This is a genomic window from Lysinibacillus parviboronicapiens, from assembly GCF_003049575.1.
In the GTDB taxonomy this organism is placed as follows: domain Bacteria; phylum Bacillota; class Bacilli; order Bacillales_A; family Planococcaceae; genus Lysinibacillus; species Lysinibacillus parviboronicapiens.
In genome coordinates this window covers 70,804-97,739 of sequence record NZ_PYWI01000013.1, presented here as the reverse complement: position 1 = coordinate 97,739, position 26,936 = coordinate 70,804, and the positions used below count along the sequence as shown (strand labels likewise).

24 protein-coding genes, 1 other RNA gene and 1 other annotated feature are annotated in these 26,936 nt (G+C 38.9%); of the genes, 23 read left to right on the top strand and 2 right to left on the bottom strand.

Annotation, left to right across the window (positions count from 1 at the left end; translation table 11 throughout):
• Positions 1 to 23: 23 nt before the first annotated feature.
• A complete protein-coding gene (locus tag C9J35_RS12875; RefSeq protein WP_054767791.1) occupies positions 24 to 536 on the top strand; it encodes an adenine phosphoribosyltransferase in 513 nt (170 codons plus the stop codon).
• A gap of 67 nt (positions 537 to 603) precedes the next feature.
• On the opposite strand, the gene C9J35_RS12870 is transcribed toward C9J35_RS12875, so the two are convergent.
• Positions 604 to 1,062: a MarR family winged helix-turn-helix transcriptional regulator gene (locus tag C9J35_RS12870; RefSeq protein WP_107924817.1), complete on the bottom strand. Its 459-nt coding sequence runs from the start codon at positions 1,060 to 1,062 to the stop codon at positions 604 to 606.
• A 294-nt stretch (positions 1,063 to 1,356) separates the two neighbouring features.
• Here C9J35_RS12870 and C9J35_RS12865 point away from each other — a divergent pair, with 294 nt between their 5' ends.
• From C9J35_RS12865 to C9J35_RS12835, 7 genes are all read left to right on the top strand, one after another.
• Positions 1,357 to 2,613: an MFS transporter gene (locus C9J35_RS12865; RefSeq protein WP_107924833.1), complete on the top strand. Its 1,257-nt coding sequence runs from the start codon at positions 1,357 to 1,359 to the stop codon at positions 2,611 to 2,613.
• A gap of 217 nt (positions 2,614 to 2,830) precedes the next feature.
• Positions 2,831 to 3,922, top strand: a complete 1,092-nt coding sequence (locus C9J35_RS12860) for a carbohydrate kinase (RefSeq protein WP_107924816.1) — start codon at positions 2,831 to 2,833, stop codon at positions 3,920 to 3,922.
• Between the two features lie 4 nt (positions 3,923 to 3,926).
• Complete coding sequence (locus C9J35_RS12855; RefSeq protein WP_107924815.1) at positions 3,927 to 4,841, top strand: pseudouridine-5'-phosphate glycosidase; 915 nt, start codon at positions 3,927 to 3,929, stop codon at positions 4,839 to 4,841.
• Positions 4,842 to 5,048: 207 nt separating this feature from the next.
• Positions 5,049 to 7,244, top strand: coding sequence for a RelA/SpoT family protein (locus C9J35_RS12850; protein WP_107924814.1), 2,196 nt, complete (start codon positions 5,049 to 5,051; stop codon positions 7,242 to 7,244).
• A 157-nt stretch (positions 7,245 to 7,401) separates the two neighbouring features.
• Positions 7,402 to 7,842, top strand: coding sequence for a D-aminoacyl-tRNA deacylase (gene dtd / locus C9J35_RS12845; RefSeq protein WP_107924813.1), 441 nt, complete (start codon positions 7,402 to 7,404; stop codon positions 7,840 to 7,842).
• Between the two features lie 71 nt (positions 7,843 to 7,913).
• A complete protein-coding gene (locus C9J35_RS12840; RefSeq protein ID WP_054767790.1) occupies positions 7,914 to 8,129 on the top strand; it encodes a DUF2642 domain-containing protein in 216 nt (71 codons plus the stop codon).
• A 48-nt stretch (positions 8,130 to 8,177) separates the two neighbouring features.
• A complete protein-coding gene (locus C9J35_RS12835) occupies positions 8,178 to 9,071 on the top strand; it encodes a manganese catalase family protein (protein WP_107924812.1) in 894 nt (297 codons plus the stop codon).
• A gap of 38 nt (positions 9,072 to 9,109) precedes the next feature.
• Here the strand turns inward: C9J35_RS12835 and C9J35_RS12830 are convergent, their stop codons facing one another.
• Positions 9,110 to 10,672 (bottom strand): N-acetylmuramoyl-L-alanine amidase family protein, encoded by a 1,563-nt coding sequence (locus C9J35_RS12830; RefSeq protein WP_107924811.1) that lies wholly within the window; start codon positions 10,670 to 10,672, stop codon positions 9,110 to 9,112.
• Positions 10,673 to 10,835: 163 nt separating this feature from the next.
• Positions 10,836 to 11,077 (top strand) — a binding site (T-box leader).
• A 132-nt stretch (positions 11,078 to 11,209) separates the two neighbouring features.
• Here C9J35_RS12830 and hisS point away from each other — a divergent pair.
• The 15 genes from hisS to C9J35_RS12755 all read left to right on the top strand — a co-directional run bounded on the left by hisS (position 11,210) and on the right by C9J35_RS12755 (position 26,787).
• Complete coding sequence (gene hisS, locus C9J35_RS12825) at positions 11,210 to 12,475, top strand: histidine--tRNA ligase (RefSeq protein WP_107924810.1); 1,266 nt, start codon at positions 11,210 to 11,212, stop codon at positions 12,473 to 12,475.
• A gap of 18 nt (positions 12,476 to 12,493) precedes the next feature.
• Positions 12,494 to 14,263, top strand: coding sequence for an aspartate--tRNA ligase (aspS, locus tag C9J35_RS12820; protein WP_107924809.1), 1,770 nt, complete (start codon positions 12,494 to 12,496; stop codon positions 14,261 to 14,263).
• A 273-nt stretch (positions 14,264 to 14,536) separates the two neighbouring features.
• Positions 14,537 to 14,736, top strand: a non-coding RNA gene (ssrS, locus tag C9J35_RS12815) — 6S RNA.
• An 887-nt stretch (positions 14,737 to 15,623) separates the two neighbouring features.
• Positions 15,624 to 16,787 carry an N-acetylglucosamine-6-phosphate deacetylase gene (gene nagA / locus C9J35_RS12810; protein WP_107924808.1) on the top strand — a complete coding sequence of 388 codons (1,164 nt, stop codon included), beginning with the start codon at positions 15,624 to 15,626 and terminating at the stop codon, positions 16,785 to 16,787.
• Positions 16,788 to 16,814: 27 nt separating this feature from the next.
• On the top strand, positions 16,815 to 17,537 hold the full coding sequence (locus C9J35_RS12805; protein WP_107924807.1) for a GntR family transcriptional regulator: 723 nt from the start codon (positions 16,815 to 16,817) through the stop codon (positions 17,535 to 17,537).
• 4 nt (positions 17,538 to 17,541) lie between these two features.
• On the top strand, positions 17,542 to 18,261 hold the full coding sequence (locus C9J35_RS12800) for a sugar isomerase domain-containing protein (RefSeq protein ID WP_107924806.1): 720 nt from the start codon (positions 17,542 to 17,544) through the stop codon (positions 18,259 to 18,261).
• A gap of 17 nt (positions 18,262 to 18,278) precedes the next feature.
• On the top strand, positions 18,279 to 18,548 hold the full coding sequence (locus C9J35_RS12795; RefSeq protein WP_107924805.1) for an HPr family phosphocarrier protein: 270 nt from the start codon (positions 18,279 to 18,281) through the stop codon (positions 18,546 to 18,548).
• The gene (gene ptsP, locus C9J35_RS12790) at positions 18,542 to 20,260 is read left to right on the top strand and encodes a phosphoenolpyruvate--protein phosphotransferase (protein ID WP_107924804.1); all 1,719 of its coding nucleotides are present in this window, start codon (positions 18,542 to 18,544) and stop codon (positions 20,258 to 20,260) included. The genes C9J35_RS12795 and ptsP overlap by 7 nt, the downstream gene beginning before the upstream one ends.
• A 40-nt stretch (positions 20,261 to 20,300) precedes the next feature.
• Positions 20,301 to 21,476 (top strand): GNAT family N-acetyltransferase, encoded by a 1,176-nt coding sequence (locus C9J35_RS12785; RefSeq protein ID WP_107924803.1) that lies wholly within the window; start codon positions 20,301 to 20,303, stop codon positions 21,474 to 21,476.
• Positions 21,477 to 21,726: 250 nt separating this feature from the next.
• Complete coding sequence (locus C9J35_RS12780; RefSeq protein ID WP_054767789.1) at positions 21,727 to 22,038, top strand: PTS sugar transporter subunit IIB; 312 nt, start codon at positions 21,727 to 21,729, stop codon at positions 22,036 to 22,038.
• Positions 22,039 to 22,051: 13 nt separating this feature from the next.
• Complete coding sequence (locus tag C9J35_RS12775; RefSeq protein ID WP_107924802.1) at positions 22,052 to 22,372, top strand: PTS sugar transporter subunit IIA; 321 nt, start codon at positions 22,052 to 22,054, stop codon at positions 22,370 to 22,372.
• 37 nt (positions 22,373 to 22,409) lie between these two features.
• Entirely contained in the window at positions 22,410 to 23,714 is a 1,305-nt protein-coding gene (locus C9J35_RS12770) for a PTS sugar transporter subunit IIC (protein WP_438941209.1), read from the top strand.
• Between the two features lie 25 nt (positions 23,715 to 23,739).
• Positions 23,740 to 24,822, top strand: a complete 1,083-nt coding sequence (locus C9J35_RS12765; RefSeq protein WP_107924800.1) for a DUF871 domain-containing protein — start codon at positions 23,740 to 23,742, stop codon at positions 24,820 to 24,822.
• Positions 24,823 to 24,889: 67 nt separating this feature from the next.
• Positions 24,890 to 25,870 carry an N-acetylglucosamine kinase gene (locus tag C9J35_RS12760; RefSeq protein ID WP_054767788.1) on the top strand — a complete coding sequence of 327 codons (981 nt, stop codon included), beginning with the start codon at positions 24,890 to 24,892 and terminating at the stop codon, positions 25,868 to 25,870.
• Between the two features lie 155 nt (positions 25,871 to 26,025).
• The gene (locus C9J35_RS12755) at positions 26,026 to 26,787 is read left to right on the top strand and encodes a tRNA threonylcarbamoyladenosine dehydratase (RefSeq protein ID WP_107924799.1); all 762 of its coding nucleotides are present in this window, start codon (positions 26,026 to 26,028) and stop codon (positions 26,785 to 26,787) included.
• Positions 26,788 to 26,936: the final 149 nt, after the last annotated feature.

The following is a 26,936-nucleotide window of genomic DNA, read 5'->3' as shown; positions in this document are numbered from 1 at the left end:
AGTTTCGTAGGAGGAACATCGAAATGGATTTAAAGCAATACGTAACAACAGTTGAGAACTGGCCAAAAGAAGGCATCAGCTTCAAGGATATTACAACAATTATGGATAACGGACAAGCATACAAATATGCTACTGACCAAATCGTCGCTTACGCAAAAGAAGTGGGCGCGGAAATTATCGTAGGTCCTGAAGCGCGTGGCTTCATCATCGGTTGTCCAGTCGCTTATGCACTTGAAATTGGCTTTGCCCCTGTTCGTAAACCAGGAAAATTACCTCGTGAAGTGGTAAGTGCTGACTATGGTCTTGAATATGGTAAAGATACGCTTACTATGCACAAAGATGCTATTAAGCCAGGCCAAAAAGTCTTAATCTGTGATGATTTACTTGCAACTGGCGGTACTGTGGAAGCGACTGTTCGTTTAATAGAAGAATTGGGCGGTGAGGTTGTCGGCTGTGCATTCCTAATCGAGCTAACTGAACTAAATGGTCGTGCAAAACTTGGCGATTTAAGTATCAAGACATTAATTCAATATTAAATTATGAAAAATGGCTGTCATATAAGTGAAAAAACTTATAGACAGCCATTTATTTAATTAATATTAACTAGTAGTTATCATAGGATTTGATTATTTTTTGTATGTGTCTTAGTGTTTCGTAGAAATCCTTATATTTTTCAGGGCCAATGTCATTAATAATTTTTTCCTGTATTTCGTGCCAAATAGGAGTTGCTTCCTTTAATTTTGCAATACCTACATCAGTTAGTGATAAAATTTTGGTTCGAGCATCTTGCTTATCTCGCGTAATAGCAACATAGCCACTTTGTTTCAATAAATTGACATTACGTGTAATTGTAGTTTGGTCAAGTAACAGAATCTCCCCTAATTTGCTTATAGAAACCGCCTGCTGATGATCAATATTTGCCAACATGGAATATTGGGTGATTTTTAAATTGGTAGGTTGGAGCAATTTGTCATACATTTGCGTAACAACTCTTGTTTTTTTTCTAAGGTTGGCACACACACAAATCTGTGTATAGTCTATGTTCATGTATTCTTTATCCATAAAAAAACTCCTTTTAAGTTATTTCAAGTTAAGGTAAGCTTGATTTTAGTTTATCATGATAATTGAAATAATTAATAAAAGTGAAATTAGCTTCTTGACAGTTGAAAACGCTATTACTATCATTATATATGTAGATACATATATTTTAAAGAAATGGATTTTCTTTATTTTTTTACACATATACATGTATATACATGTATATCGATGTTAGCTGGAAGGAGGTTATTTTTACAGTACGAAATGAAGCTAGGACAGCAAGTTAATTTTATACTCTGGAGAAATGTAGGTGGTGTTATGAAGCGTATACATTATAGTTGGTTTGTCCTTGTTATTACATTTTTCTCAATTATTGTAGCGGGCATCACATTGTCATCATCAGGCGTATTTATAGGCCCATTCGAAAATGAATTTGGTTGGGATCGCTCAATGATTGCCATGGCTTTTGCAATCAGTCTTTTTTTATATGGGATATCAGGTCCGTTTATGGCGGCATTACTTGAAGTAATTGGCTTAAAGAAAATGATGTTAGCAGCGATGGCGACATTAATATTAGGTATTGCGCTAACTCTTATCATGAATCAGGCTTGGCAGTTAACCATCATTTGGGGCTTTATTATCGGTCTCGGTGCAAGTCTTTTTTTAACGGTCTTGAGTCCTTATGTAGCAAACAATTGGTTTGAAAAAAGAAGAGGTCTTGCCGTAGGTATATTAACTGCAAGTACAGCAACAGGTCAATTAATTCTACTACCTATATTGGCGATGATTATAGATAATTACTCATGGCGATGGGCGATTGGGTTAATCATGGTTCTAAGTTCCGTCATGTTTATCATTATATTATTATTTATGAAAAACAAACCAAAGGATGTTGGCATTCTTCCTTATGGGCGTGATAAAGAATTAGAAGTTAACGATGTAGAGCCAAAGAATAATCCGATTATTATTGCGTTCAAGGGTCTTTTTCACGCTGTGAAAGTGAAAGAATTTTGGTTATTGGCCGGTAGCTTCTTTATTTGCGGGCTTTCAACTAGTGGTTTAATTGGTACTCATTTTGTTTCCTACTGTATTAGTTTCGGAGTTCCTTTAGTGACAGCTGCTTCGTTTCTTTTATTTATGGGAATCTTTAATCTTGTTGGGACTACATTATCTGGGTGGCTGTCTGATCGTTTTGATAATCGTTGGTTACTATTTTGGTATTATCTATTAAGAGGAGCTTCCCTCGTTATATTACCGTATGCATTAGTCCAAGGTTCATTTACCTTGCTCGTTATTTTTACAGTTTTTTATGGATTAGATTGGATTGCAACTGTGCCACCAACAATCAGTATTTCAAGGCAAATTTTTGGTACTACTAAAAGTGGAATAATTTACGGCTGGATTTTTGCATCTCATCAGGCTGGTGCGGCGGTGGCTGCATACGGTGGCGGTCTCATCTATAAATATTTCGATTCTTACACATGGGCATTTTTCTTAGCTGGCGTTTTCTGTGTCTTAGCGAGCCTATTTGTAATAATAGTTAAGAAGCAACAACCAAATACAGTAACTCTTTAATAATGAAGTTATAATGTTGAACACTGCAAGTTATATCCGTGATTATAGAGTTAGCAAATTTTTTTCCGAATGAAATCAGCTCATACTAAAACAGCCTTAATCTCGAAAACGAGCATTGTGGCTGTTTTTTTCGATGAATCACTATATTTTCGGAAATCTTTTGACTTAATTCGAACAAAAGTTTATAATATAAACAAATATAATAAAAGGTGATGCTATGAACGAAAGAGAACAGGCGGTACTTGCATTAATACGCCAAAATCCGTTTATGTCTCAGCAAGAGATGGCAGATAAAATGAACTTGTCTCGACCAGTGCTTGCAAATTTAGTGTCGAGCTTAACAAAGCAAGGCAAAATTGTAGGTCGTGCCTATATTTTACCTGAGGAAAATGAAATTATTTGTATTGGTGGCGCAAATCTCGACCGTAAATTTCATGTCAAGGGAACTGTGCAGCTCGGAACATCAAATCCTGCCAGCTCTTCATTTAGTGTAGGTGGTGTGGGTCGAAATATTGCTGAAAACTTAGGCCGTCTAAACCATGAGGTTACATTACTGACAACAGCAGGAAAGGATGCCGACTGGCTGGTGATTCAGGAAGCTTCAGAACCATTTATGAATTTACGCTATGTTGAACAGCTACCTGATGCTGCCACGGGTTCGTATACCGCCATTATGGACGAACAGGGCGAACTTGCTTTAGCCGTTGCCAATATGGAAGTCTATGACTTATTGTTGCCAAGTTTGTTAAAGCAATACGAGGCAATGCTAATGAATGCGGGCTGCTTTATACTGGACTTAAACTGTCCGAAAGAAACAGTTGCCTACATTCAACAAGTAGCGATTGCTCGTGAAATTCCACTAGTAATTGTGCCAGTATCTTCACCAAAAATGAACCGACTTCCGGATACTTTGCAAGGAGTCACATGGTTTATTTGTAACACAGACGAGGCAGAAACGATTGTCGGTCATACGATTGACAATGCGGCACATTATGAAAAAGCGTTACAGAAGCTTCTGTTACTAGGAGCTGAACATGTGATTATTACAGCAGGCGGAAAAGGCGTTTATGCAGCATCAACTACAATTACAGCAAGTCATTTTATGGCTAAAGCGATAGAAAAAATTGAAGATGTTACTGGCGCTGGAGATGCCTTTGTTAGTGCGGTTATTCATAGTTGGTTACGGGGACAACCCTTTGCAACATGTATAGATGCGGGCTTAACAAACGCCAAAAAAACATTGGCGTCTCCGTACACAGTAAGACCTGAATTATCAGAAGAATCGTTGAAAAATGAAATGGAGGAATAACATCATGAAAGAATTCATCGTATTATCAGAAGAAGTAAAAGCGGGTCAAGAGAAAGGTCTACCAATTATTGCTTTAGAATCAACAATTATTTCGCATGGTATGCCATATCCACAAAACGTACAAACAGCGCGTGAAGTGGAACAAATTATTCGCGACAACGGTGCAGTACCAGCTACTATTGCATTAATTGATGGTAAAATTAAAATTGGATTATCAGAAGAAGAACTTGAAATGTTTGGCAATGCACAAGGTGTGGCAAAAGCTTCACGCCGTGACTTAGCCTATTTATTAGCAACTAAAAAATTAGGCGCGACAACGGTTGCCGCAACGATGATTTGTGCAGAGCTTGCAGGCATTGAAATCTTTGTTACAGGTGGTATTGGCGGTGTACACCGTGGTGCAGAAACAACGATGGACGTTTCAGCAGACTTAGAAGAATTATCACAAACAAATGTAGCGGTAATTTGTGCCGGTGCGAAGTCCATTTTAGATATTGGCTTAACGCTTGAATATCTTGAAACAAAAGGTGTACCAGTAGTTGGATATGGTACGGATGAACTTCCAGCATTCTATACACGACAAAGTGGTTTTGATGTAAACTTCAAAGCCGATACACCTGAAGAAGTTGCAGCGATGCTTCGTGCAAAATGGCAATTAGGATTACGAGGCGGAGCGGTTATTGCAAATCCGATACCAGAAGCTGAAGCACTAGAGCACGAATTCATCACTAATATCATTGAAAAAGCGCTACATGAAGCTGAGGAAAATGGTATTCAAGGTAAAAACGTAACACCATTCTTACTTGGTAAAGTGAAAGAACTGACAGAAGGTAAGAGCCTTGATGCGAACATTGCATTAGTGAAAAACAATGCAGTAATCGGTTCGAAAATTGCTGTAGCCTATAATAAAGCAAAATAATCATCTTTTTTTAAGACTCTCTGTGAAGCTTACCAGCGAAACGGAGGGTCTTTTTGGTTATATTAATGGATAAATATTACAATGTTGTAAGCTGTTCACGAGATTAACTAAACTAAATGACACAGTCCCTTTACAATCGACCTCTATTTTTTATACAATTAAATTTATATCTAATCTGAAAAATTTGACGGGCAAGGTGGACATATTATGGCGAAAGAGCAAATTTTGACTCCTGTAGACGTTTTTGATTTAGTCAAATCCTACATGAATGACGAAAATGTCGCATTCGTGAAAAAAGCATATGAATTGGCACGAGATGCACATATTGAGCAATTCCGTAGCTCTGGTGAACCGTATATTATTCACCCAGTGCAAGTGGCCGGTATTTTAGCAGAATTACAAATGGATCCTGAAACAGTAGCAGCTGGTTTTTTACACGATGTTGTCGAAGATACAGAAGTTACGCGAGATGATTTGGTCCGTGAATTTGGTGAAGAAGTGGCTATGCTCGTTGATGGTGTGACGAAGCTAGGGAAAATCAAATATTTATCGAAAGAAGCACAACAGGCAGAAAATCATCGAAAAATGTTTGTTGCGATGGCACAGGATATTCGCGTCATCTTAATTAAGCTCGCAGATCGTCTGCATAATATGCGCACGTTAAAACATTTGCCTGCTGAAAAGCAACGCCGAATTTCCAAAGAGACGCTCGAAATATTTGCACCTCTTGCGCACCGTCTGGGTATATCAACTGTAAAATGGGAGCTTGAAGATACAGCACTTCGCTATTTAAACCCGCAGCAATATTATCGTATCGTGAGTCTAATGAAGAAGAAAAGAGATGAACGTGAGGCGTATTTAGACAATGTCATGAGTGAAATGAAGTCTCAGCTGACAGATGTTGAAATTGATGCTGATGTTTATGGTCGTCCCAAACATATTTACAGCATTTATCGTAAAATGGTGTTGCAAAAAAAGCAATTTAACGAGATTTATGATTTATTAGCTATACGCGTACTCGTTGATAGCATTAAAGATTGCTATGCCGTGCTAGGGATTGTCCATACGCTTTGGAAGCCGATGCCTGGACGCTTTAAAGACTATATAGCGATGCCAAAGCAAAACTTATATCAATCTCTGCATACGACGGTCATTGGTCCTTATGGTGACCCGCTAGAAGTACAAATTCGTACTAAGGAAATGCATAAAATTGCGGAGTATGGGATTGCAGCGCATTGGGCGTACAAAGAAGGTAAAAATATTGATAACGAAAAACAAAATGTCGATCAAAAATTAACATGGTTCCGAGAAATTTTAGAATTCCAAAATGAGTCTTCCAATGCAGAGGAATTTATGGAATCTTTAAAATTCGATTTATTCTCAGATATGGTGTATGTTTTTACGCCTGAAGGGGATGTCATTGAATTACCGGCCGGTTCAGTACCTATCGACTTCGCATACCGTGTGCATTCAGAGGTCGGAAATCGTACAATTGGTGCGAAAATTAATGGTAAAATGGTCCCGCTCGATACACCACTAAAAACAGGTGACATTATCGAAATTTTAACATCGAAACAATCGTTTGGTCCAAGCCGTGATTGGCTAAAAATTGCGCAATCCTCACAAGCAAAGAATAAAATTAAGCAATTTTTCAAGCGCCATCTTCGTGAAGAAAACATCATCAAAGGTAAAGAGATGATTGAAAAGGAAATTCGTGCACAAGACTTTGACATAAAAGAAACAATGTCAGCAGAAAACTTTAAACGTGTTTTCGATAAATTTAACTACACAAATGAAGATGATTTATTCGCAGCTGTTGGTGTAAATGGTATTACTGCACAACAAGTGGTCAATCGTTTGGCAGAAAAACGCCGTAAAGAGCGTGAACAGGAAGAAGCTCTAGAAAAAATTGAGCAAAAAATGAAAAATCCAATTCCACAAAAACGTACGGAGTCAGGCGTTATCGTAAAAGGTATCGATAATATGCTTATTCGCTTATCCCGCTGCTGTACGCCAGTTCCAGGGGATGATATTGTCGGCTTTATTACCAAAGGTAGAGGTGTCTCTGTACACCGTGCAGACTGTCCGAATATCCAAGTGGAAGATGAGCAAGAGCGTTTAATCGAGGTTGAATGGGAGCATGGTCTTACGCCCGAGAAAAAAGAGTATCCTGTCGATATAGAGGTATCTGCATTTGATCGTCCGGGCATTCTAAACGAAGTTATGCATATTGTCAGTGAAACAAAAACAAATATTTTAGCAGTGAGTGGTCGTGCAGATCGCGATAAAATTGCGACGATTCATTTAACAATTTCAATATCAAATATTTCACATTTGCATAAAGTTGTAGAACGTATTAAACAAACGCCTGATATTTATTCTGTGCAACGTGTCATCAATTAATAGTATTCGAAAAAACTATGCGCTATGGGCTAGTAAGTCTTGCATAAAAGCTACCACAGGTGTTGATGGGCGAAAGTTTCGTGCTAGAACACTGTGCTGTTATATACAGACAAAATAGTGGCGGGTACGGATTTTGATAGAATAGAGGTTTTAAAAAATGAAAGTGGTATTACAACGTAGTAAAGCGGCATCTGTTACTGTTGACGGAAAAGTAACAGGCGCTATCGATAGTGGTTATGTTCTTCTTGTAGGTATTACACATGAGGACACAACAGAGGATGTAGCCTATTTAGCCAAAAAAATCGCTAATCTGCGCTTATGGGAAGATGCTGAAGGAAAAATGAATCATTCCATTTTAGAGCATGGAGGGGCAATACTATCCGTCTCACAATTTACATTGTATGGAGATACAAAAAAAGGAAATCGACCGAGCTTTACAGGTGCAGCGAGACCAGAAATAGCACAACCATTATGGGTGGCCTTTAACGATACTTTGCGCGAACATGGGTTACAGGTTGAAACAGGTATTTTTGGGGCCATGATGGATGTTGCTTTTACGAATGATGGGCCTGTAACAATACTGTTAGAGTCAAAATAAAGGTACATTTCCTGTCATTCCTTCATACACTATAAAGAATGGTTAGTTTGTTGGAAGGAAGTGCATATAAAATGTCGCAGATAGGTAGCATATCGAATCCATATTTATATGAAACAATAAGAATGATGATTGGCCAAGCAATTGTTGTTCAAACGGTGAAAAATATTCAGCAAGGTATTTTAACCTCTGTTTTACCTGATCATATCGTTGTTGAGGTTTGTCGTACACCTTTCTTTATTCGTATGGAAGAGATTGTGTGGGTGACATTGGCAACGAGAAGAAAATAATTTCATAAGGGCCTTCATGTTCACATAATGTGAAATGGAGGTGCTTTTTTGTTTCAACGTGTAAATAAATTGCTAATTGATTTACCTGAGGTCGAATATGGTGATGCGAATGCAGCGAGTGCAGTACAAGAGCTGCTGGGTGGGAAATTTGGAGAAATGTCGACATTAAATAACTATATGTATCAATCTTTTAATTTTCGTGGGAAAAAGAAATTAAAACCTTTTTACGATTTGGTGGCAAGTATTACCGCTGAGGAATTTGGCCATGTCGAGCTGGTGGCGAATACGATAAACTTGTTGAACAAAGGTTCTTCATTTACCGCACTACCTGATCTAACACCATTGCAAAACGGCAAGGATATGCGCTCAACCGCAGCATTTATTGCCTCTGCACAAACATCACTTGCTGTTGATTCTATGGGGATGCCATGGACAGGGTTGAATGTTTTTACAAGTGGTAATTTAGTGTTAGATTTATTGCATAATTTCTTTTTGGAATGTGGTGCGAGAACCCATAAAATGCGTGTGTATGAAATGACCAATCATCCCACAGCAAGAGAAATGATTGGTTATTTACTTGTTCGTGGTGGTACACATGTCCTCGCTTATGCGAGGGCGCTTGAAATGGCTACAGGTGTGGATGTCTCGAAGTTGATTCCAATTCCTAATCTTGATAATCGTGTTTTCGATCACGCGCGTAAATACGAGGATATGGGCTATGGCAATGTTCTGTTTACCTGGAATAATGTCGGGGATTATAAAGATATTGATCGAATATGGAAAGGAACAAATCCTACATCTGGTCAACGTTTATATGTACAGGAAGGCTCACCAAAGGGCTATGATATTCCAAATTTAGACGAGATGCCAGAAGAATTTGCACCAGGCATTGGGCCGGAGGAGTTTCAAAAAATTGCTAAGCGTTTAATGGAGAATATATAAAAAATAAGCACGCCACTGCAACATGGCTGTGCTTATTTTTATTCGTTTACCTCAAAGTAATCAAGAATGCCTTGATAGATGCCGAGTGTTGCTTGTTCACGGAATTTTTCTGTTGTAATAACACGTTCCTCACTGACATTACTTAAAAATCCAAGCTCAATTAATACTGCTTTTTGACGGTTTTCTCGTAGCACTAAGTAATTGCCTTGCTGTGTACCACGATCTTTTAAATCAATTTTACTTGCAAGTCCACTATGTATAGATTCTGCAAGTCCTTTCTGATTGCCGTTCAAATAATAAGTAGTAAAGCCGGAAATTGAACTATTATCAGTGGCATCATAGTGCAGGCTAATAAATGCATCTGCCTCATATTGATGGCCAATTGACACTCGTTTACGCAACGCAACATATTCGTCTGATTCTCGTGTCATGACGACGTTTGCTCCGGCGGCACTTAACTTTGATTCTAATAAAGATGCTGTTTTTAAGGTGATGTTTTTTTCATCGGTCCCGCGTTGTCCTGTCGTACCATGATCATTACCACCATGGCCAGCATCGACGACGATAGTAAGGCCATTTAGTGTTCCTTTCTTTCGTGGTTCCGCTTTTTCTTCGTTCGCTAACGATTTATTTTTGGAAGTTGAAACGACCCAATTTGCGACAAAGGCGGTTTTGTCGTCTAATTGAATTTCATAAAAATCATCTTTAGTGCCGACAATTTGAAAAGATTCACCCGCATCTACACGTTCAACCACCTCTGCTGCCGTTGTTGCGTCTGTTCGTAGGTTTGTCCCGTTATAAATAATTGTGACAGCTTCTAGTTCTTTTACAGACGAAGTTTTAGAGGTTGCCTTCACTGCATTTGAAAACGTACCGTAGAAGCTATATACCCACCCTGTCTTTTTGTCATTGTATTGAATCTGTACCCAGTTATGTTCTTGCGTAAGTACTTTAAAGGTTTGTCCTTTGCTCACAGTTCCTATTTTTTTAGCTGTTAAATCTGGCTTTTTACGGATGTTTAGTGAATCAACTAGAACGGTAAAGGTCGTACCTTTGCTGTCCTTTGAAGTAGATACTTCGACTACTTTTTCATCGGATGTTTTTTCTGTTGTTTCGTTAATCGTAACATAGCTTGAAGAAACCCAACCGACTAGTCCATTCCAATTAATTTTTGCCCACTCACCGCTTTCTTTTATGAGAATTGCCTGATTACCCGTGGAAAGTTGACCAAGAACTGCTGAAGAAATATCTGGCTCTGTACGTATATTCAGACGATCAACCTGTGAGATAACTGTTTTTGCAATGGCTTGTTCGGCGTTTGTGGAAGCCGTCAGCCATGAGGCAACCCAACCTTCATATTCACCAGTTTTTACTTGAATCCAATCACCCTCACGACCAATAGAGGTTAGCGAGTCGCCTTCTTCTAATGTCGTAATGATCGGATAAGAAAGTCCTGGTCCCTCGCGCATATGTAGGATTGTTCCCGTTACTTTTAAATCACTAGTGTCGGCAAGAGCATTTTGATCATCGTGTATACTTGGAATCGTAATCGTTAATAATAGTACGAAGATGATGGTTAAATGTAAAAGTTTTGTCGTCATCAGATTCCTCCTATTCTTGTGCTATTTTATCATGATTTTATTGATTTGTTCGTGGGAAAAAGGTAATGGAATTCGATAATTTGACAACTGTTGCATGAAAAATACGAAAATAGTTGACATTAGCTGTTGTTGTGACTAACATAAAGGGTAATCAAAAAATGATTAACCGCTTATGACCAAGCGAGTAGCGTATACCTCTATTGGAGAAGAGAGGGAAAGACCTAGGCTGCAATCTTTCCTACAAAAATGTATAGCGTGAACAACACTTGAGAGGCTTTTTTCTGAAAAGGGATACTTAGTAGGGAAAAACGGAATCGGCCGTTATCCGATTATGAGGAGGGCGCATGTAGTTATTGCGTCAACTAGGGTGGAACCGCGGAAGCTTATACAGCTCTCGTCCCTTGCAATTTTGCAAGGAGGCGAGGGCTTTTTTTATTGGCTTGAAAAGTTGCGCTCAATCCGATGTGGCGTCATTCAAGTTCCCTCCATCCAGCAAGGTACACTCGCTCATAAGCAATCAATAGAGGAGGTATTTCCATGAGTTTTAAAGTGCCACGTGGTACCCAAGATATCTTGCCAGGCCAATCAGAAAAATGGCAAAAGGTTGAAACGATTATTCGTGATTTATGTAGGGTTTATCGTTATAACGAGATTCGTACACCGACTTTTGAGCAAACAGATTTATTTGCTCGTGGCGTTGGTGAAACAACGGATGTCGTACAAAAGGAAATGTATACATTTGAAGATCGTGGTGGTCGTTCGTTAACGCTTCGTCCAGAAAATACAGCTGGTGTTGTCCGTGCGTACGTAGAACATAAGATGTTTGGTGCGCCAGATCAACCCGTAAAACTCTCCTATTTAGGACCAATGTTCCGATATGAGCGTCAACAAGCAGGTCGTTATCGTCAATTTGTGCAATTCGGTGTTGAGGCTATTGGGTCAGCAGATCCAGCAATCGATGCAGAAGTCATTGCACTGGCAATGGATGTTTACGAATCAGTGGGTTTAAAGGACTTAAAATTAGTGATTAACTCACTGGGTGACAAAGAAACGCGAGATGCACATCGTACAGCATTGATCAATCACTTTGAGCCGCATATAGAAGAGTTTTGCTCGGACTGTCAAAACCGACTACAAAAAAATCCATTACGCATTTTAGACTGTAAAGTAGATCGTGAGCATCCGTTAATGGTTACTGCACCTGCTTTAACAGACTTTTTAACAGAGGATTCAGCGGCGTATTTTGCACAGGTGAAAACGTATTTAGATACGCTTGGCATTACGTATGAGGTAGATCCAAACCTAGTACGTGGTCTTGATTATTACAATCACACAACATTTGAAATAATGTCAACAGCTGCAGGTTTCGGTTCTATAACAACGCTTTGTGGTGGTGGTCGTTATAACGGCTTAGTAGAGGAAATCGGTGGACCAGACGTACCGGGAATCGGTTTTGCATTGAGTATCGAGCGCTTGTTGTTAGCACTCGAAGCAGAAAATGTGGAGCTGGATACAGCTTCGGCACTTGACGTCTACATGATAGCTATGGGCGATGAAGCGAAATTAAAAGCCGTAGAGTTAACAAGTTCGTTCCGTGCAAAAGGTATTTCAACGGAAATGGATTATTTAGACCGTAAAATGAAAGCACAAATGAAATCTGCTGACCGTTTAGGCGCTAAATTTACAATTGTCCTAGGTGAAACAGAGCTAGAAGAGCAAGTAGCAGCTGTGAAACATATGGAATCAGGCGAACAACAAAAGGTCGCTTTCTCAGAATTAGTTAACTACCTATTAAATAAATAATCTTTGGAGGAATTACAAATGGCAACAAGAACACATGCTAGTAACGAGCTATCAGAAGCGTTACAAGGCGAAAAAGTCGTATTAAAAGGTTGGGTGCAACGTCGCCGTGACTTGGGCGGATTAATCTTTATTGATTTACGCGATCGTACAGGTATTACACAAGTTGTCTTTAGTCCAGATGTAGCAGAGGCTCATGCTTTAGCTGATAAAGTACGTAGTGAATACGTAATTGAAATCGAAGGGACAATAATTCTTCGTTCAGAAGATCAAATTAACCCAAATGTACCAAACGGAAAAATTGAAGTGGAGGCGACTAGCTTAGTCGTTATTAATACAGCGAAAACAACACCATTCCAAATTGAAGATCGTACAGATGTCTCAGAAGATTTACGTTTAAAATACCGTTACCTTGACCTACGTCGTCCGGTCATGTTTGATACATTCAAAATGCGTTCAGACGTTACACGTACAATTCGTAACTTTTTACAAAACGAAGGATTCTTAGAGGTAGAAACACCAATTTTAACGAAATCCTCTCCTGAAGGAGCACGTGACTATTTAGTGCCATCACGTGTGCATGAAGGTGAATTTTATGCATTACCACAATCACCACAATTATTTAAACAATTATTAATGGTTGCTGGGTTTGAGAAATACTTCCAAATTGCACGTTGTTTCCGTGATGAAGATTTACGCGCTGACCGTCAGCCTGAATTCACACAAGTCGACATTGAAACAAGCTTTTTAACACAGGAAGAAATTTTAGAAATGAACGAGCGCCTCATCCAAGCCGTTATGAAAGATGTAAAGGGCATCGACATTCCTGCGCCATTCCAACGTATGAAATATCAAGAAGCAATGGATCGTTATGGTTCAGATAAACCGGATGTACGTTTTGGCTTAGAATTAGTAGCACTTAACGATATTTTTGATGGCTGTGATTTCAAAGTATTTGCTGATACTGTGGCTCAGGGCAAACAAGTGAAAAGTATCAACATAAAGGGTGCAGCAGACAAATACTCTCGTAAAGACATGGATGAATTAACAAAATTCGTTGGTATCTATGGTGCTAAAGGTCTTGCATGGCTAAAAGTAACAGAGGAAGGCTTAAATGGACCAATCGCAAAATTCTTTGATGAAGCATTAGCCGCAGCATTAATCGAACGTATGGGTGCTGAAGTTGGCGATATTTTAGTATTTGTTGCCGATAAAGCTTCTGTTGTTGCAGCTTCTCTTGGCGCACTTCGTACAAAATTAGGTCAAGATTTAGAGCTAATTGATGAATCACAATTCGCATTCTTATGGATTACAGACTGGCCTTTATTGGAGTACTCTGAAGAAGATGGTCGTTACAAAGCAGCGCATCATCCATTCACACGTCCATTTGACGAAGATATTGCCTTAATGGATACAGATCCAGCAGCAGTACGTGCACAAGCATATGATATCGTGTTAAACGGTTATGAGCTTGGTGGTGGATCATTACGTATTTACGAACGTGAACTACAAGAAAAAATGTTTGAACTACTTGGTTTCACAGTAGAGGAAGCACAAGCACAATTCGGTTACTTATTAGAAGCATTTGAATACGGTGTGCCCCCACATGCCGGTCTTGCATTTGGCCTTGACCGCTTTGTAATGCTACTTGCAGGCCGTACGAACTTACGTGACACAATTGCATTCCCGAAAACAGCAAGTGCAAGCTGCTTACTGACAAATGCACCAAGTACAGTGTCTCCTGACCAATTGAGTGAGCTAAGTTTAGCAATCAAACCATTTAAAAAATAAGCTGTTTCCATTGTAATTGTTTTGGTGCTGTTTACGCTCGCCGTCCTGGAGGCCTCAGCTAAGCCTCTAGGAGCCGAGTATAGGCACTGCCATAACCATTTGAAAAAACAACTAAGTATAGGAAAACTAGAAGTACTGTAATGCTAAATACCTTGATTCTCTAGCAAATTTTGTTGGAAATCTAGGTATTTTTTGCGTTTTTGCGAGGTTTTTAAAATTTTAATAGAAAATCGTTTGAATTATCTGAAATATGGTGTTATTATAACTGTAATACGAATCCTGATGTGTTTGTCTAACTGCTAACTATCTTTAACAGTTTTGACCAACACTATATCGTCGGGAGCCTTCTATTTTATAGTTGCAAACATGCCCCAATGGAGAGGGAAGTTTAACGCTATGAAGCGGGCACCCACCTGCAAATCGCGGGTTCAAAACGAATGTTTCATTGGCATTACGGCACTATCGGGATTCGTCGATACATAGAAAATCAGTAGGCATGCATGGCTATTTCAGATTGACGACAAAAGGTATTCGAAATGATGACAGTCCATTTCGAATACCTTTTGGAATTTTATGAGGAATAGTCGTTACAAATAGCCCTTATTAACGAGAGTAGCTTCATGGCATTCAGCATCGCCTGGATGAACAATATTTTAATCCCTCGTAAGGCTGATCCAAAGCATACCATGCTTTTCTTTCATATCCGCACATACACGTTCAATCATTGCTTTTCGATGTACATTAATTTGTTTCATGTCACTTTGATGACGTCAACAATTGGCTTCTTTCATATGCTGCACCCAATAGGAAGTTCAATTGATTCTTAAAATTAAATCCATAGCAGCTTCTAATTTGCATACTAAATGATCAAATGGCAGCACATTGCTAATTCCGTTCATTATTACTGATTGGTCGTCATCCTATTCATCTTCTCAATCATTTATGGACGTAAACAAGCTGATTGGAGCGCATACGGCATTTGCCTTTCGCTACAAAGCAAAGCTTCCTGTGGGAATAGCATGAGCTGAAGGCCCCGCACGAGCATAACGACAAGGAGACTGAAGCCATACCTGCGAAAAGCTTCCGCCGTAGTGGAAATCAGTCGGCTCATGTTAGATGTTTCTTTTTTAAAAAGAAGAAAGACAGTAGTCATTCCTGTAATGGCTACTTTTTTTACGACTAAAATAGCTTTTCAAGATACATAGAATTTAAATTTTATATAAAAATTTAGAAAAATAGAAAAATTATCTTTTTATTTTCTAGTGAACATTATATAATTGGTATAGACAACTATACCAAATTAGGAAATAGCTTGTCTTTTCCTTAAAGTCTTCCCAAAAATAGAGGCCAAGGGGGTGGAATGTTGGGAAATACGCTGTTAATTTCCAATGTCACAATAGTCAATTATGATGAGACGCCATTTAAGGGTGATTTATTTATAGAGAATGGTCAGATTAGTAAGATAAGTCACGAAATATCTGACAAGGCGGAGCAATATATTGATGGCAAGGATAAAAATTGGTTGCTACTTCCTGGATATATTGATATGCACATTCACGGATCTGCTGGGAATGATACGATGGATGCTACTCAGAAAGCCCTCCATCAAATGGCTCGTTCATTAGTACAAGAGGGTGTGACAGGTTTCCTTGCTACGACAATGACCCAATCTATAACAACTATTGAGCATGTATTAGAAAACTTAGCTCAATTCGAACATGGGGATGACGAAGCGAGGTTGTTAGGTATACATGTTGAAGGACCATTTTTATCAAAGAAACGTGCAGGCGCACAGCCTGTGGAGTATATGATTTTACCCTCTATTGAACAATTTGAGCACTGGCAGCAATTAAGTAAAAGACGTATTAAACAAATTACAGTAGCACCTGAGTTAGAGGGTGGATTGGCATTTATTGAAGAACTAAGTAAACAAGGGGTGCTCGTTTCGATTGGACATTCGGATGCAACAATAGAAGAGGTGCATAAGGCGATAACAGTGGGCGTAAAACAGGCGACTCATTTATACAATCAAATGCGCCCTTTCCATCATCGTAGTCCAGGCGTTGTCGGAGGAGTTTTTTTAGAAGATAAGGTGAAGGTAGAGTTAATTACTGATTTTGTGCACAGTCATCCGCAGTCGGTGCAACTAGCCTACCGAATAAAGGGTGCTTCAGGAATTATTTTGATTACTGATGCAATGCGTGCAAAGGGATTACAATACGGCGACTATGATTTAGGTGGTCAAACGGTTCATGTGACTGAAAGTGGCGCACATTTATCGAATGGAGCCTTAGCAGGTAGTGTTTTGACAATGGAACAAGCAGTGAAAAATATGAAAGCGGTAACAAATTGTTCTTTACAGGAACTTGTCGCCATGTCATCTGCAAATGCGGCTGAACAGCTACAACTAGAAACAACAGGGCGTATTGCTGAAGGTTATGATGCAGATTTTGTATTACTAGATCAAAAATTAAATGTACAAAAAACTATTTGTCGAGGTAAAGTTGTATTTGAGAAATCATAGTAAAGTGTTGATAAGGAAGGTGCAGGCTTGTTAGATAAAAATTCTCATATACCTATCTATATACAAATAGAAGAAATATTAAAGCAACGTATTTATTTAGAGGAATATAAAATTGGCGAAAATATACCTTCTGAGCGGGAGTTATCAGTGCAATTTGATGTCAGCCGCATGACAGTGCGTCAATCTATTACTAATTTAGTGAATAGTGGGCTTCTGTACCGCGAAAAAGGAAGAGGTACCTATGTTGCCAATCCGAAATTAGAGCAACCACTGATGGGCTTGACGAGTTTTACAGAGGATATGCGAGCACGTGGAATGGAGCCAAGTAGTAAGGTCTTACGCTTTGAAAAAATTATTCCACCAGTAGATGTTGCAGGTGATTTATTGTTAGAGCCAGGTGAAGAGGTATTCTTTGTTGTGCGAATACGCAACGCTGATGCTAAGCCAATGGCGATTGAAAAAACGTATATTCCTGTGAAAGTTTATCCGGAATTAGATGAAAAGAAAATTATGGGCTCTCTCTATGCGTTGATTGAAGCGAAATTTCATCAGAAAATTGGAAATGCCATTCAACAAATGGAGGCAGCTATTGTTGCCAAGGAAGATAGTAAATATTTACAAATCAAGGGTACGGCACCAGTGTTAATTATTAAACGAACAAGTTACTTAGCGGATGGCGTTCCATTCGAGCTAGTGCGTAGTACTTATCGGGCAGATCGATACAAATTCATTAGTGAAATTAAAAGGTGATTATATGCATGCTTATTTTCTGGAAATACAGAGACTTTTACAAGTAGTAATTGTGCAGGAGCAAGAAAATATTGCAGAAGCTGCACAAATGATCGTTCAACAAATTCAACGTGGTGGTATTGTGCAATTATTTGGTTGTGGTCATTCTCACCTGTTAGCACAAGATGCATTTTTCCGTGCGGGTGGGCTTGTGCCTGTACGTCCAATTACGATTGAGCCGTTAACATTACAAGCCGGGGCATTGACGTCTTCAAAAAATGAAAAAGATCCCACGATAATCGAGCGACATAAACATTATTTTGAATTTCAAAAAAATGATGTATTTATAGTGATATCGACTTCAGGAAGAAATTACGCACCAATTGACGCCGCTTTGCTTGCAAAGGAGGCAGGTGTGCTTGTCATATCGCTTCAATCACTTACTTATCGTGAGCAGCAGACTCGCCACCGAAGTGGGAAGCGTTTAGAAGAGGTAGTGGATGTCATCATAAATACGCATATACCAGTTGGGGATGGTTTATTACGCCGTCAAAATATGCAGTATGCACCAGCTTCTACGGTTATTGGCTCGGCTATCCTGAATGCTATTTTTAGTCAAGTGATTGAGCAAATGGCAGATTTCCAAGGGATTGTGCCTGTTTTTGAAAGTAATAATGTAGAATCCAATCTGCATCATAATGATGACATGATTGCGAACTATCAAAATCGCATTAACTTTACATGAAAATTGGAGGGGTATAGATGAAGAAAACATTTAAAATAACAACACCTGAAGGCCTACATGCGCGACCATCCGCTTTACTAGTTACCGCTGTTACACCATTCGAATGTGACGTTCTGTTAACATATAATGATAAGTCAGTCAATTTAAAATCCATTATGGGTGTTATGGCATTAGGCATATTGCCGGGAAGCATTGTGGCTATTTCAGCCGAGGGGGCAGATGCTGACAAGCTTATACAGACAGTATCAGATATTATGATCACTAAAGGAATTGGTGAAGAATGCTAGAAATACGCGGGATTGCCGTTTCTGAGGGCATTGCCTTGGCAAACGCCTATTGTTTAATGGAACCAGATTTAACATTTGAAAGAGTAACAATCGCGGATATAAACACTGAACTTACTCGATTTAAGGCAGCAGTAGTTCAAACAAAAGCAGAACTCCAAGAAATCTATACAATAGCGCAGGGGAAATTTGGTGATGAGGAAGCGGCCATTTTTGCTGCTCATCAATTATTGTTAGAAGATCCAGAGATGTTAGCGGCCATTGAAGGGAAAATAAACATAGGCATAAGTGCTGAGTATGCATTGGATGAAGTATCTAAGATGTTTATTGCAATGTTTGAGGGAATAGACAATGAATATATGCAGGAGCGAGCAGCTGATATACGTGATGTGTCGAAGCGATTATTAGCACATTTATTAGGTGTGGAATTACCGGATATCAGTCGCTTGTCTTCTGATGTAATTATTGTAGCTGAAGATTTAACACCATCCATGACTGCACAGCTAGATACAAAATATGTAAAGGGCTTTATTACGGATATTGGCGGGAGGACCTCCCATTCGGCTATTCTCGCACGTACATTGGGAATTCCAGCGATAGTAGGAACTAAAACGGCCACCCAAGTTATAAAGCAGGGAGCACCTATTATAATGGATGGCATAAACGGCAAAATTCTACTAGATGCTACCGCGGAAATATCACAATTTTATGTGCGTCAACAACAGATACAACAACAGCTGCAAGGCGAGCTCAATCAATTTCGTTCATTACCAAGTATAAGTGCTGACGGCTTACGTGTAGAAATTGCTGGTAATATCGGAAAACCAGAGGATGTAGAAATGGTTAACAATGCTGGTGGGGATGGTATCGGTTTGTTTCGAACAGAGTTTTTATATATGGAGCGTCAGGAGTCACCAAATGAGGAGGAGCAGTTCACTGCGTACCGAACAGTACTCGAAAAAATGCAGGGCAAACCAACAATTGTTCGTACACTAGATATTGGTGGAGATAAGAATCTTCCCTATTTTAAACTCCCTGTAGAAATGAATCCATTTTTAGGCTATCGAGCAATTCGTATTTGTTTATCCCATCAAGAAATGTTTCGTACGCAGCTGCGAGCATTACTACGGGCAAGTGCCTTTGGCAATTTAAAAATTATGTTCCCAATGATTGCTACATTAGATGAATTTAGACTGGCAAAAGCATTATTACTTGAAGAAAAGGACCATCTGAAAAGCGAAGGTATTTTAGTATCTGAAACAATTGAAGTTGGTATCATGATTGAAATTCCATCGGCAGCAATGATTGCAGATATATTTGCGAAGGAAGTGGATTTTTTTTCGATAGGCACAAATGATTTAATCCAATATACATTGGCGACAGATCGTATGAACGAGAATGTGTCATACCTATACCAGCCCTATCACCCAGCCATTCTTCGGCTGATTAAGACTGTTATTGATGCTGCCCATCAGCATGATAAATGGGTGGGGATGTGTGGCGAAATGGCAGGAGATGAAGTAGCAATACCGATATTACTGGCACTAGGATTAGATGAGTTTTCCATGACAGCATCTTCCATTCTAAAAACAAGAGCGCAAATTGCCAAGTATTCACAGAAGCAGTTACTACAACATATTGAACCTATATTAAAGTTATCAACTGCGTCAGAGGTAGAAGAATACGTAAAGAAATATTTAATCATCCACCGCTAATAGTTCGAATATTCTATAAATAGATGGAGGTGAATTGGCTATGGAAATAAAATTAATTCCACCAAAAGATTATCTGCAAGTACACCGACTAAGGGATTATTGTTTTCCGAATAAATATGTTGGAGCAAAGCGTGATGATTTCCAATATTGGATTGAGCAAAGTACAACGATAGGAGCTTATGATGGAGATAAAGTTGTTGGACAGCTATTAATTCTTCCGCTAAATATGACGGTACATGGGAAGAACTTCGACATGGGAGGTATAGGATTTGTAGCGACGTATCCTGAGTATCGTCAGCAAGGAATTATTAAAAAACTTATGCTGGAGGCCCTCCGGGAAATGCGCCAAAATGGGCAGTACATTTCTGTTTTAGCACCATTTTCTGTGTCTTTTTATCGGTATTTTGGCTGGGAATTATTTTCTGAAAAGCTTCACTATTCAATTCCACATGCGATGTTTCCTAATGTAGGCAAACAATTAGACGTCGTGAAACGTATGAGTTTTGAATGGCCAGATGAGCTTCTCTTTCAAACCATACAAGATTTTCATAACTGTCAAGCACTCGTTACCAATGGTAGTATGCTACGTGATGAAGCATGGTGGAAAAGAATCGAAAGAAGAGCACCTGATAGCCTCTTTGCTGCGTATTTTCATGCAGATAAAATAGCAGGCTATATTCGTTATATCATTCATGATGGTACGTTTATAATTCATGATTTTATAGCAGAGGATATACTAGCAGAACAAGCAATTTGGCGTTTTATAACATCACATGCCACGAGTGTACACACAATTGAGGGATTCACTGCAAATGATCATCATTTTGGTTTTCAATTTCAGGAGCCACAATTTAAACGAGAGATCCACATGGATGCTATGGTAAGAATAGTGGATGCTTTTGCCTTCATGCAGCGTTATCCGTGGGGAGAGATTCATGAACCATTGTATGTCTGTTTAGAAGATGCTTTTTGTACGTGGAATGAATGTGTCTACAGAATAAATAAAGATGGGCATGTCTCGGTAATCGAGGCAAATTCTATCATGGATAAGCATATGTTAGCATTACCAATCAATCTATTTTCAGCAATGATGGTCGGTTATCTGTCGGTTAAAGATGCACTAATTTATGCAAAAAAAGATGCTATAAAAGAAGTAGTGGAGTTATGGCAAAAAGCAATCCCCAATAATCGACCTGTATTCTATGAATATTTTTAAAATATGAAATTTTTTTAAAGTTTTTTCTGGACTATACCAGTTTGCTTAATTCATTTATTTGCAAGTTATGGAGCGTTAGCCCAATTATTAATTTCCATTTCATGCAAGGGAATTAGTGTAAAAAGTGTGTTGTGGTCTATACCAATTGGTGCTATTCTCAACATAAGAAAGCGATTACAGGATATTTGGCAATTGTAAATTTGGCATTAAATTGAACGGACAATTCGAGATAAGAAAAGGAGTGCAGACAATGAAAAATATTATGTTAGTTTGCGTAGCAGGGATGAGTACGAGTTTATTAGTGTCAAAAATGCAAAAGGCAGCACAAGAACAAAATATTGAGGCTGATATTTATGCTATTGCTGAAAGTGAGGTTGAAAAAGTACTGGCAAATAAAGGAGCCGATGTACTGTTACTGGGCCCGCAAGTACGTTATTTAAAAGGGTCATTTGAGACAAAGTATAAGGAAATGAATTTACCAATTGATGTCATTAATATGGCGGATTACGGCATGATGAACGGTGAAAATGTTTTAAAACAGGCACTTAAGCTGATTGGGTGAGGGGGGCTAACTAATGGAAGAAACAGTTATGATGCAAGCCATTATGGGCCTGATTGTGCATAGTGGTAATACGAAAAGTGAGTGTATGGAAGCCATTCAATTAGCGAAAAAGGGACGTATCACTGAAGCAAAGAAAAAAATAAACATGGCGAATGAAGCGCTTACTGAAGCCCATCATTCTCAGACAGCTTTGTTAACACAAGAAGCAAGGGGAGAAAAAGTGGAAGTATCGATGCTCTTAATTCACGCACAGGATCACTTAATGAATGCTATTACATTTCGTGATTTAGCGCAAGAAATGATAGAGCTATATGAACGTATCAAAGGGGAGTAGCATCAAGTTTTGATGTCACAATAAAAAGCAAAAGGGAGTGTGGGGAATGTTCCGTTTTTTAGAAGAAAAATTTGTTCCGGTAGCTGCAAGAGTTGGGAATCAGCGTCATTTAGTTGCTATACGTGACGGTTTTATCACGATAATGCCATTGACAATTGTTGGATCACTAGCGGTATTAATTAATAACTTACCTATCGACTTTTATCAAAATGCACTTGACTCCATTTGGAAACATGAAACTTGGACACAATGGGGCGGCAATATGTGGGGGGCAACTTTTGGAATAATCTCTCTATTATTAGCCTTCACGATTGCTTACAATCTTGCGAAAAGCTATGACAAGGATGGACTGTCAGCAGGGGTCATCAGTCTTTCAAGTTATATGACCTTCGGTACCTTTGGTGAAGGTGGTTTAACAGGCTTAACAACAGGTACAGGTGGAATATTTATAGCCATTATCATCGCTTTACTTTCTACTGAAGTATTTTGTAGATTGTCAGGCAACCGTAGACTGCTGATTAAAATGCCAGATGGTGTACCACCGGCTGTTTCGAAATCGTTTGCAGCATTACTACCTGCTATTATAACAATTGGTATATTTGCTTTAGTGCGCACAATCATTTCGGCTGGCTTTGATATTCCTGATATTGTGGGTTCGTTTTACGCAGCAATTCAAGAGCCATTTATGGGCTTAACGAATACATGGGTCGCTGCACTACTTTTAGCATTTATTCCTACGTTTTTATGGACTTTGGGTGTACATGGTGCAAATATTATCGAACCATTTATGCAAACTATTAATCTACCAGCAATTGATGCGAACGTTGCAGCTATTTCAGCTGGTGAAGCAGCGCCGTATATCGTAAATAAACCATTCTTTGACGCTTTTATCAATATGGGTGGATCGGGTACGACAATAGCACTCATTATCGCTATTTTCATTATTGCAAGAAAAAATAAACAATATAATACGGTTGGGAAATTATCAACTGCACCAGGGATTTTCAATATTAATGAGCCATTGCTATTTGGTTTACCGATCGTATTAAATCCAATTTTATTTATCCCATTTATTTTGACACCGATGATTAATGTAACAATTGCTTTCTTTGCAACAAAATGGGGGTGGGTTCCGGCGGCAACAGTTCCAGTACCGTGGACGACACCACCAATTATCAATGGTTTTTTAGTGACGCAATCTTGGCGTGGTGCTATGCTTAGTATCTTATTAATCGTTGTCGCAGTGTGTATTTACTTACCATTTTTAGCGATGGCAAACCGCGTAGCAAAGCAAGAAGAAAAGCGTAATGCTGAATTGGAAACTCAAAATGTAGAAGTGTAAAAGCTTAGCAATGGAGGTATTTGAATTGAGACGATTAGGTATTTCACTTTATCCTCAGCATAGTACATTAGAAGAAATGAAGCAGTATGTTCAGCTAGCACATGATAATGGCTTTGATCGCATTTTTACCTGTCTGATGTCCTTGAACAATGAGGATGAACGTATAAAATTACAGCAAATTAATGCTTTTGCCAAGCAACTGGGCTTTGATATATCTGCTGATATCGCACCTACCGTTTTTGAGGAGCTTGGCTTAACGTATAAAGACATAGCTGTTTTCAAAGAGCAATATCATCTAGCGGCTTTGCGTTTAGACATGGGGTTCTCTGGTCAAGAGGAAGCGTTTATGTCACAAGATGCTAGTCATTTGAAAATTGAATTAAATATTAGTAATGGCACAAAATATCTAGAAAATATATTATCCTACCAACCAAATAAAGATAATATTATTGGTTGCCATAATTTCTATCCGAGACAGTTCACGGGTCTTTCACGTCAGCATTTTTTGGAGACCACCAAACTATTTAAAGCAAATCATGTTCGTACAGCTGCTATGATTTCCTCCCAGCAGGCTATGTTTGGCCCATGGGAAAAAACACAGCATGGTTTACCGACATTAGAAGAGCATCGTCATCTGCCAATTACTGTGCAGGCAAAGGATTTATGGCACACTGGTTTAATTGATGATTGTATTATCGGCAATATGTATGCTTCTGAAGAAGAGATACGAGCGTTAGGGCAATTAAATCGCCACAAGCTAGAGCTGAAGGTTGTGCAGGCGCCAGAAACAAGTATTTTAGAAGAAGCAATCCTATTTAAAGAGCCTCATTTTAATCGTGGGGATATATCGGAATATGTTATTCGTAGTACACAGTCTCGTGTTAAATATAAAAATGGAGATTTTCAAGTCCATGACACTCATCCACTGAAACCAGGGGATATCACAATTGACAATAATTTAGATGTTCGTTATAAAGGAGAGCTACAAATAGTCTTAAAGGAAATACCGAATACGGGCTCGACAAATGTAGTAGCGAGAGTTGTAGAAGAAGAGCAGTTTTTAATAAAGCACATACAACCGTGGGCTTCATTTGGCTTTACGAAATGATTGATATTTGGATGAAGGATTGAGCCAACAGCCGTTTGCGCTCAATCCTTTTTAAGGGGAGAAGAGGATGTATGTACTGGCAATTGATGGTGGTGGCACAAAAACATCTGCAGTTATTTGTGATGAACATGGCTGCATTTATGCCAAAGTCATAACGTCACGAAGTAACCCAACTGCGATGGATGCCAAAAGCTTTGAGTTAACGATTCATAACTTATTACAAAAATTACAGGCACAAAATCCACAAATATTTGCTGCGCTACATAGTTGTTTTGCAGGTATGGCAGGGGTCAAGGAGCGTCAAGCTGAGGAGAAAGTTAACGCGATTATTCGGCAGTATGTTGACAAGACGACGGCAGTTGTGATTGAAAATGATGCTTTAATAGCCTTATATGCAGGTACGCTTGGACAGGAAGGCATTGTACAAATTGCCGGGACAGGTGCTATTACGATGGGTTACGATAATCAGCGGAATTATCATCGTGTGGGTGGTTGGGGTTACCTTTTTGATGATGAGGGAAGTGGCTATGATTTAGGCATTCAGGCACTAAAGGCTGTATTTCAAAGCTATGATCAGCGGGCAAAGCCAACAGCCTTAACAGACGTCCTCTTGCAACACTTTTCTATGGAACATGTACCCCAACTAATAGAGAGTATTTATGGCAAAGGTCATCCGAGGTCTGTCATTGCACCGTTAAGTAGGTATGTTTTTCAGGTTGCAGATCAAGGGGATGCTGTTGCGAATAGCCTCATTCAAGAAGCCTGTGTAAAGTACTATACTGCGATAAAGGCATGCTATGATTACATGACTTGGGAGCAAACGAATATACCAGTAGTATTAGCGGGAGGAGTATTTTCCAATAGAGCTTATTTTGTGCCGAAGCTTGAGCAATTAGCAGCACAAGAGCGTCTGCCATTGCATTTTATTTCGCCTATTTTAGAGCCAATCGGTGGAGCCGCAGTCGGTGCGTTTAATATGGAAAATATTCAACTTGATGACCAGTTTGTGCAAGCATTTCAGGAAAACTATGCACGGTGGCATAATTGATTTGTTAATAAAGTATTCCTACAAGGGAATACTTTATTTTTTTGATTATAATTTTCACTTGAAGGATATCGTGATAAAATGTAATATAGGTTTGATTTTATCTTAGTATGTAACTAGGTTTACTAATAAAAATTTCAATAGATGGAGAGTGTAAGATGTTACATCAATTTTCACGTAACGAGCTCGCAATAGGTACAGAGGGACTCGATAAATTAAAAAATACAACAGTAGCTATTTTAGGTGTTGGCGGTGTCGGATCATTTGCTGCAGAGGCATGTGCACGAAGTGGTATTGGTCGAATTATTTTAGTGGACAAGGATAATGTCGATATTACGAACGTCAATCGTCAATTAGTAGCGTATCTATCAACTGTCGGAAAATCAAAATCTGGTGTCATGAAAGAACGCATTGCAGATATTAATCCTGCCTGTGAAGTGATTGATATGCATATGTTTTATACGGAAGAAACGTTTGAAGAATTTTTTGCACAGGGCATTGATTATGTTATCGATGCGAGTGATACTGTGATGTATAAAATTCATATTATGAAGGAATGTCTAAAGCGTAATATCCCAATAATTTCAAGTATGGGAGCGGCCAATAAAATGGATCCAACTCGCTTTAAAATTGCGGATATTTCTAAAACGCATACGGACCCATTAGCGAAAGTGATTCGCACAAAATTACGAAAAGAAGGCATTCATAAAGGTATAACGGTCGTTTTCTCTGATGAAAGTCCGATTGTCGTACGACCAGATGTCGTAGAGCATGTAGGGAAACCAGATGCGGCTATCCGCAAGGCGAAAATGCCACCATCCTCTAATGCATTTGTTCCCTCAGTTGCAGGTTTGATTGCTGCAAGTTGGGTGGTAAATACCATTTTAGTAGATGTGAAAATTACACGTGTGCAAGGCTAATTCCATATTAATTATTAAATAATAGTATTCCATCTGGCCATAGCCTCTGAAAAATGATTAATCTTGTCGTTTTGACGATACGCTTTGTTTTTGCCAATGTAAGGGATTCATGTCTATATAAAAAAACAGCTAGTAGCCGTCTCAATTGC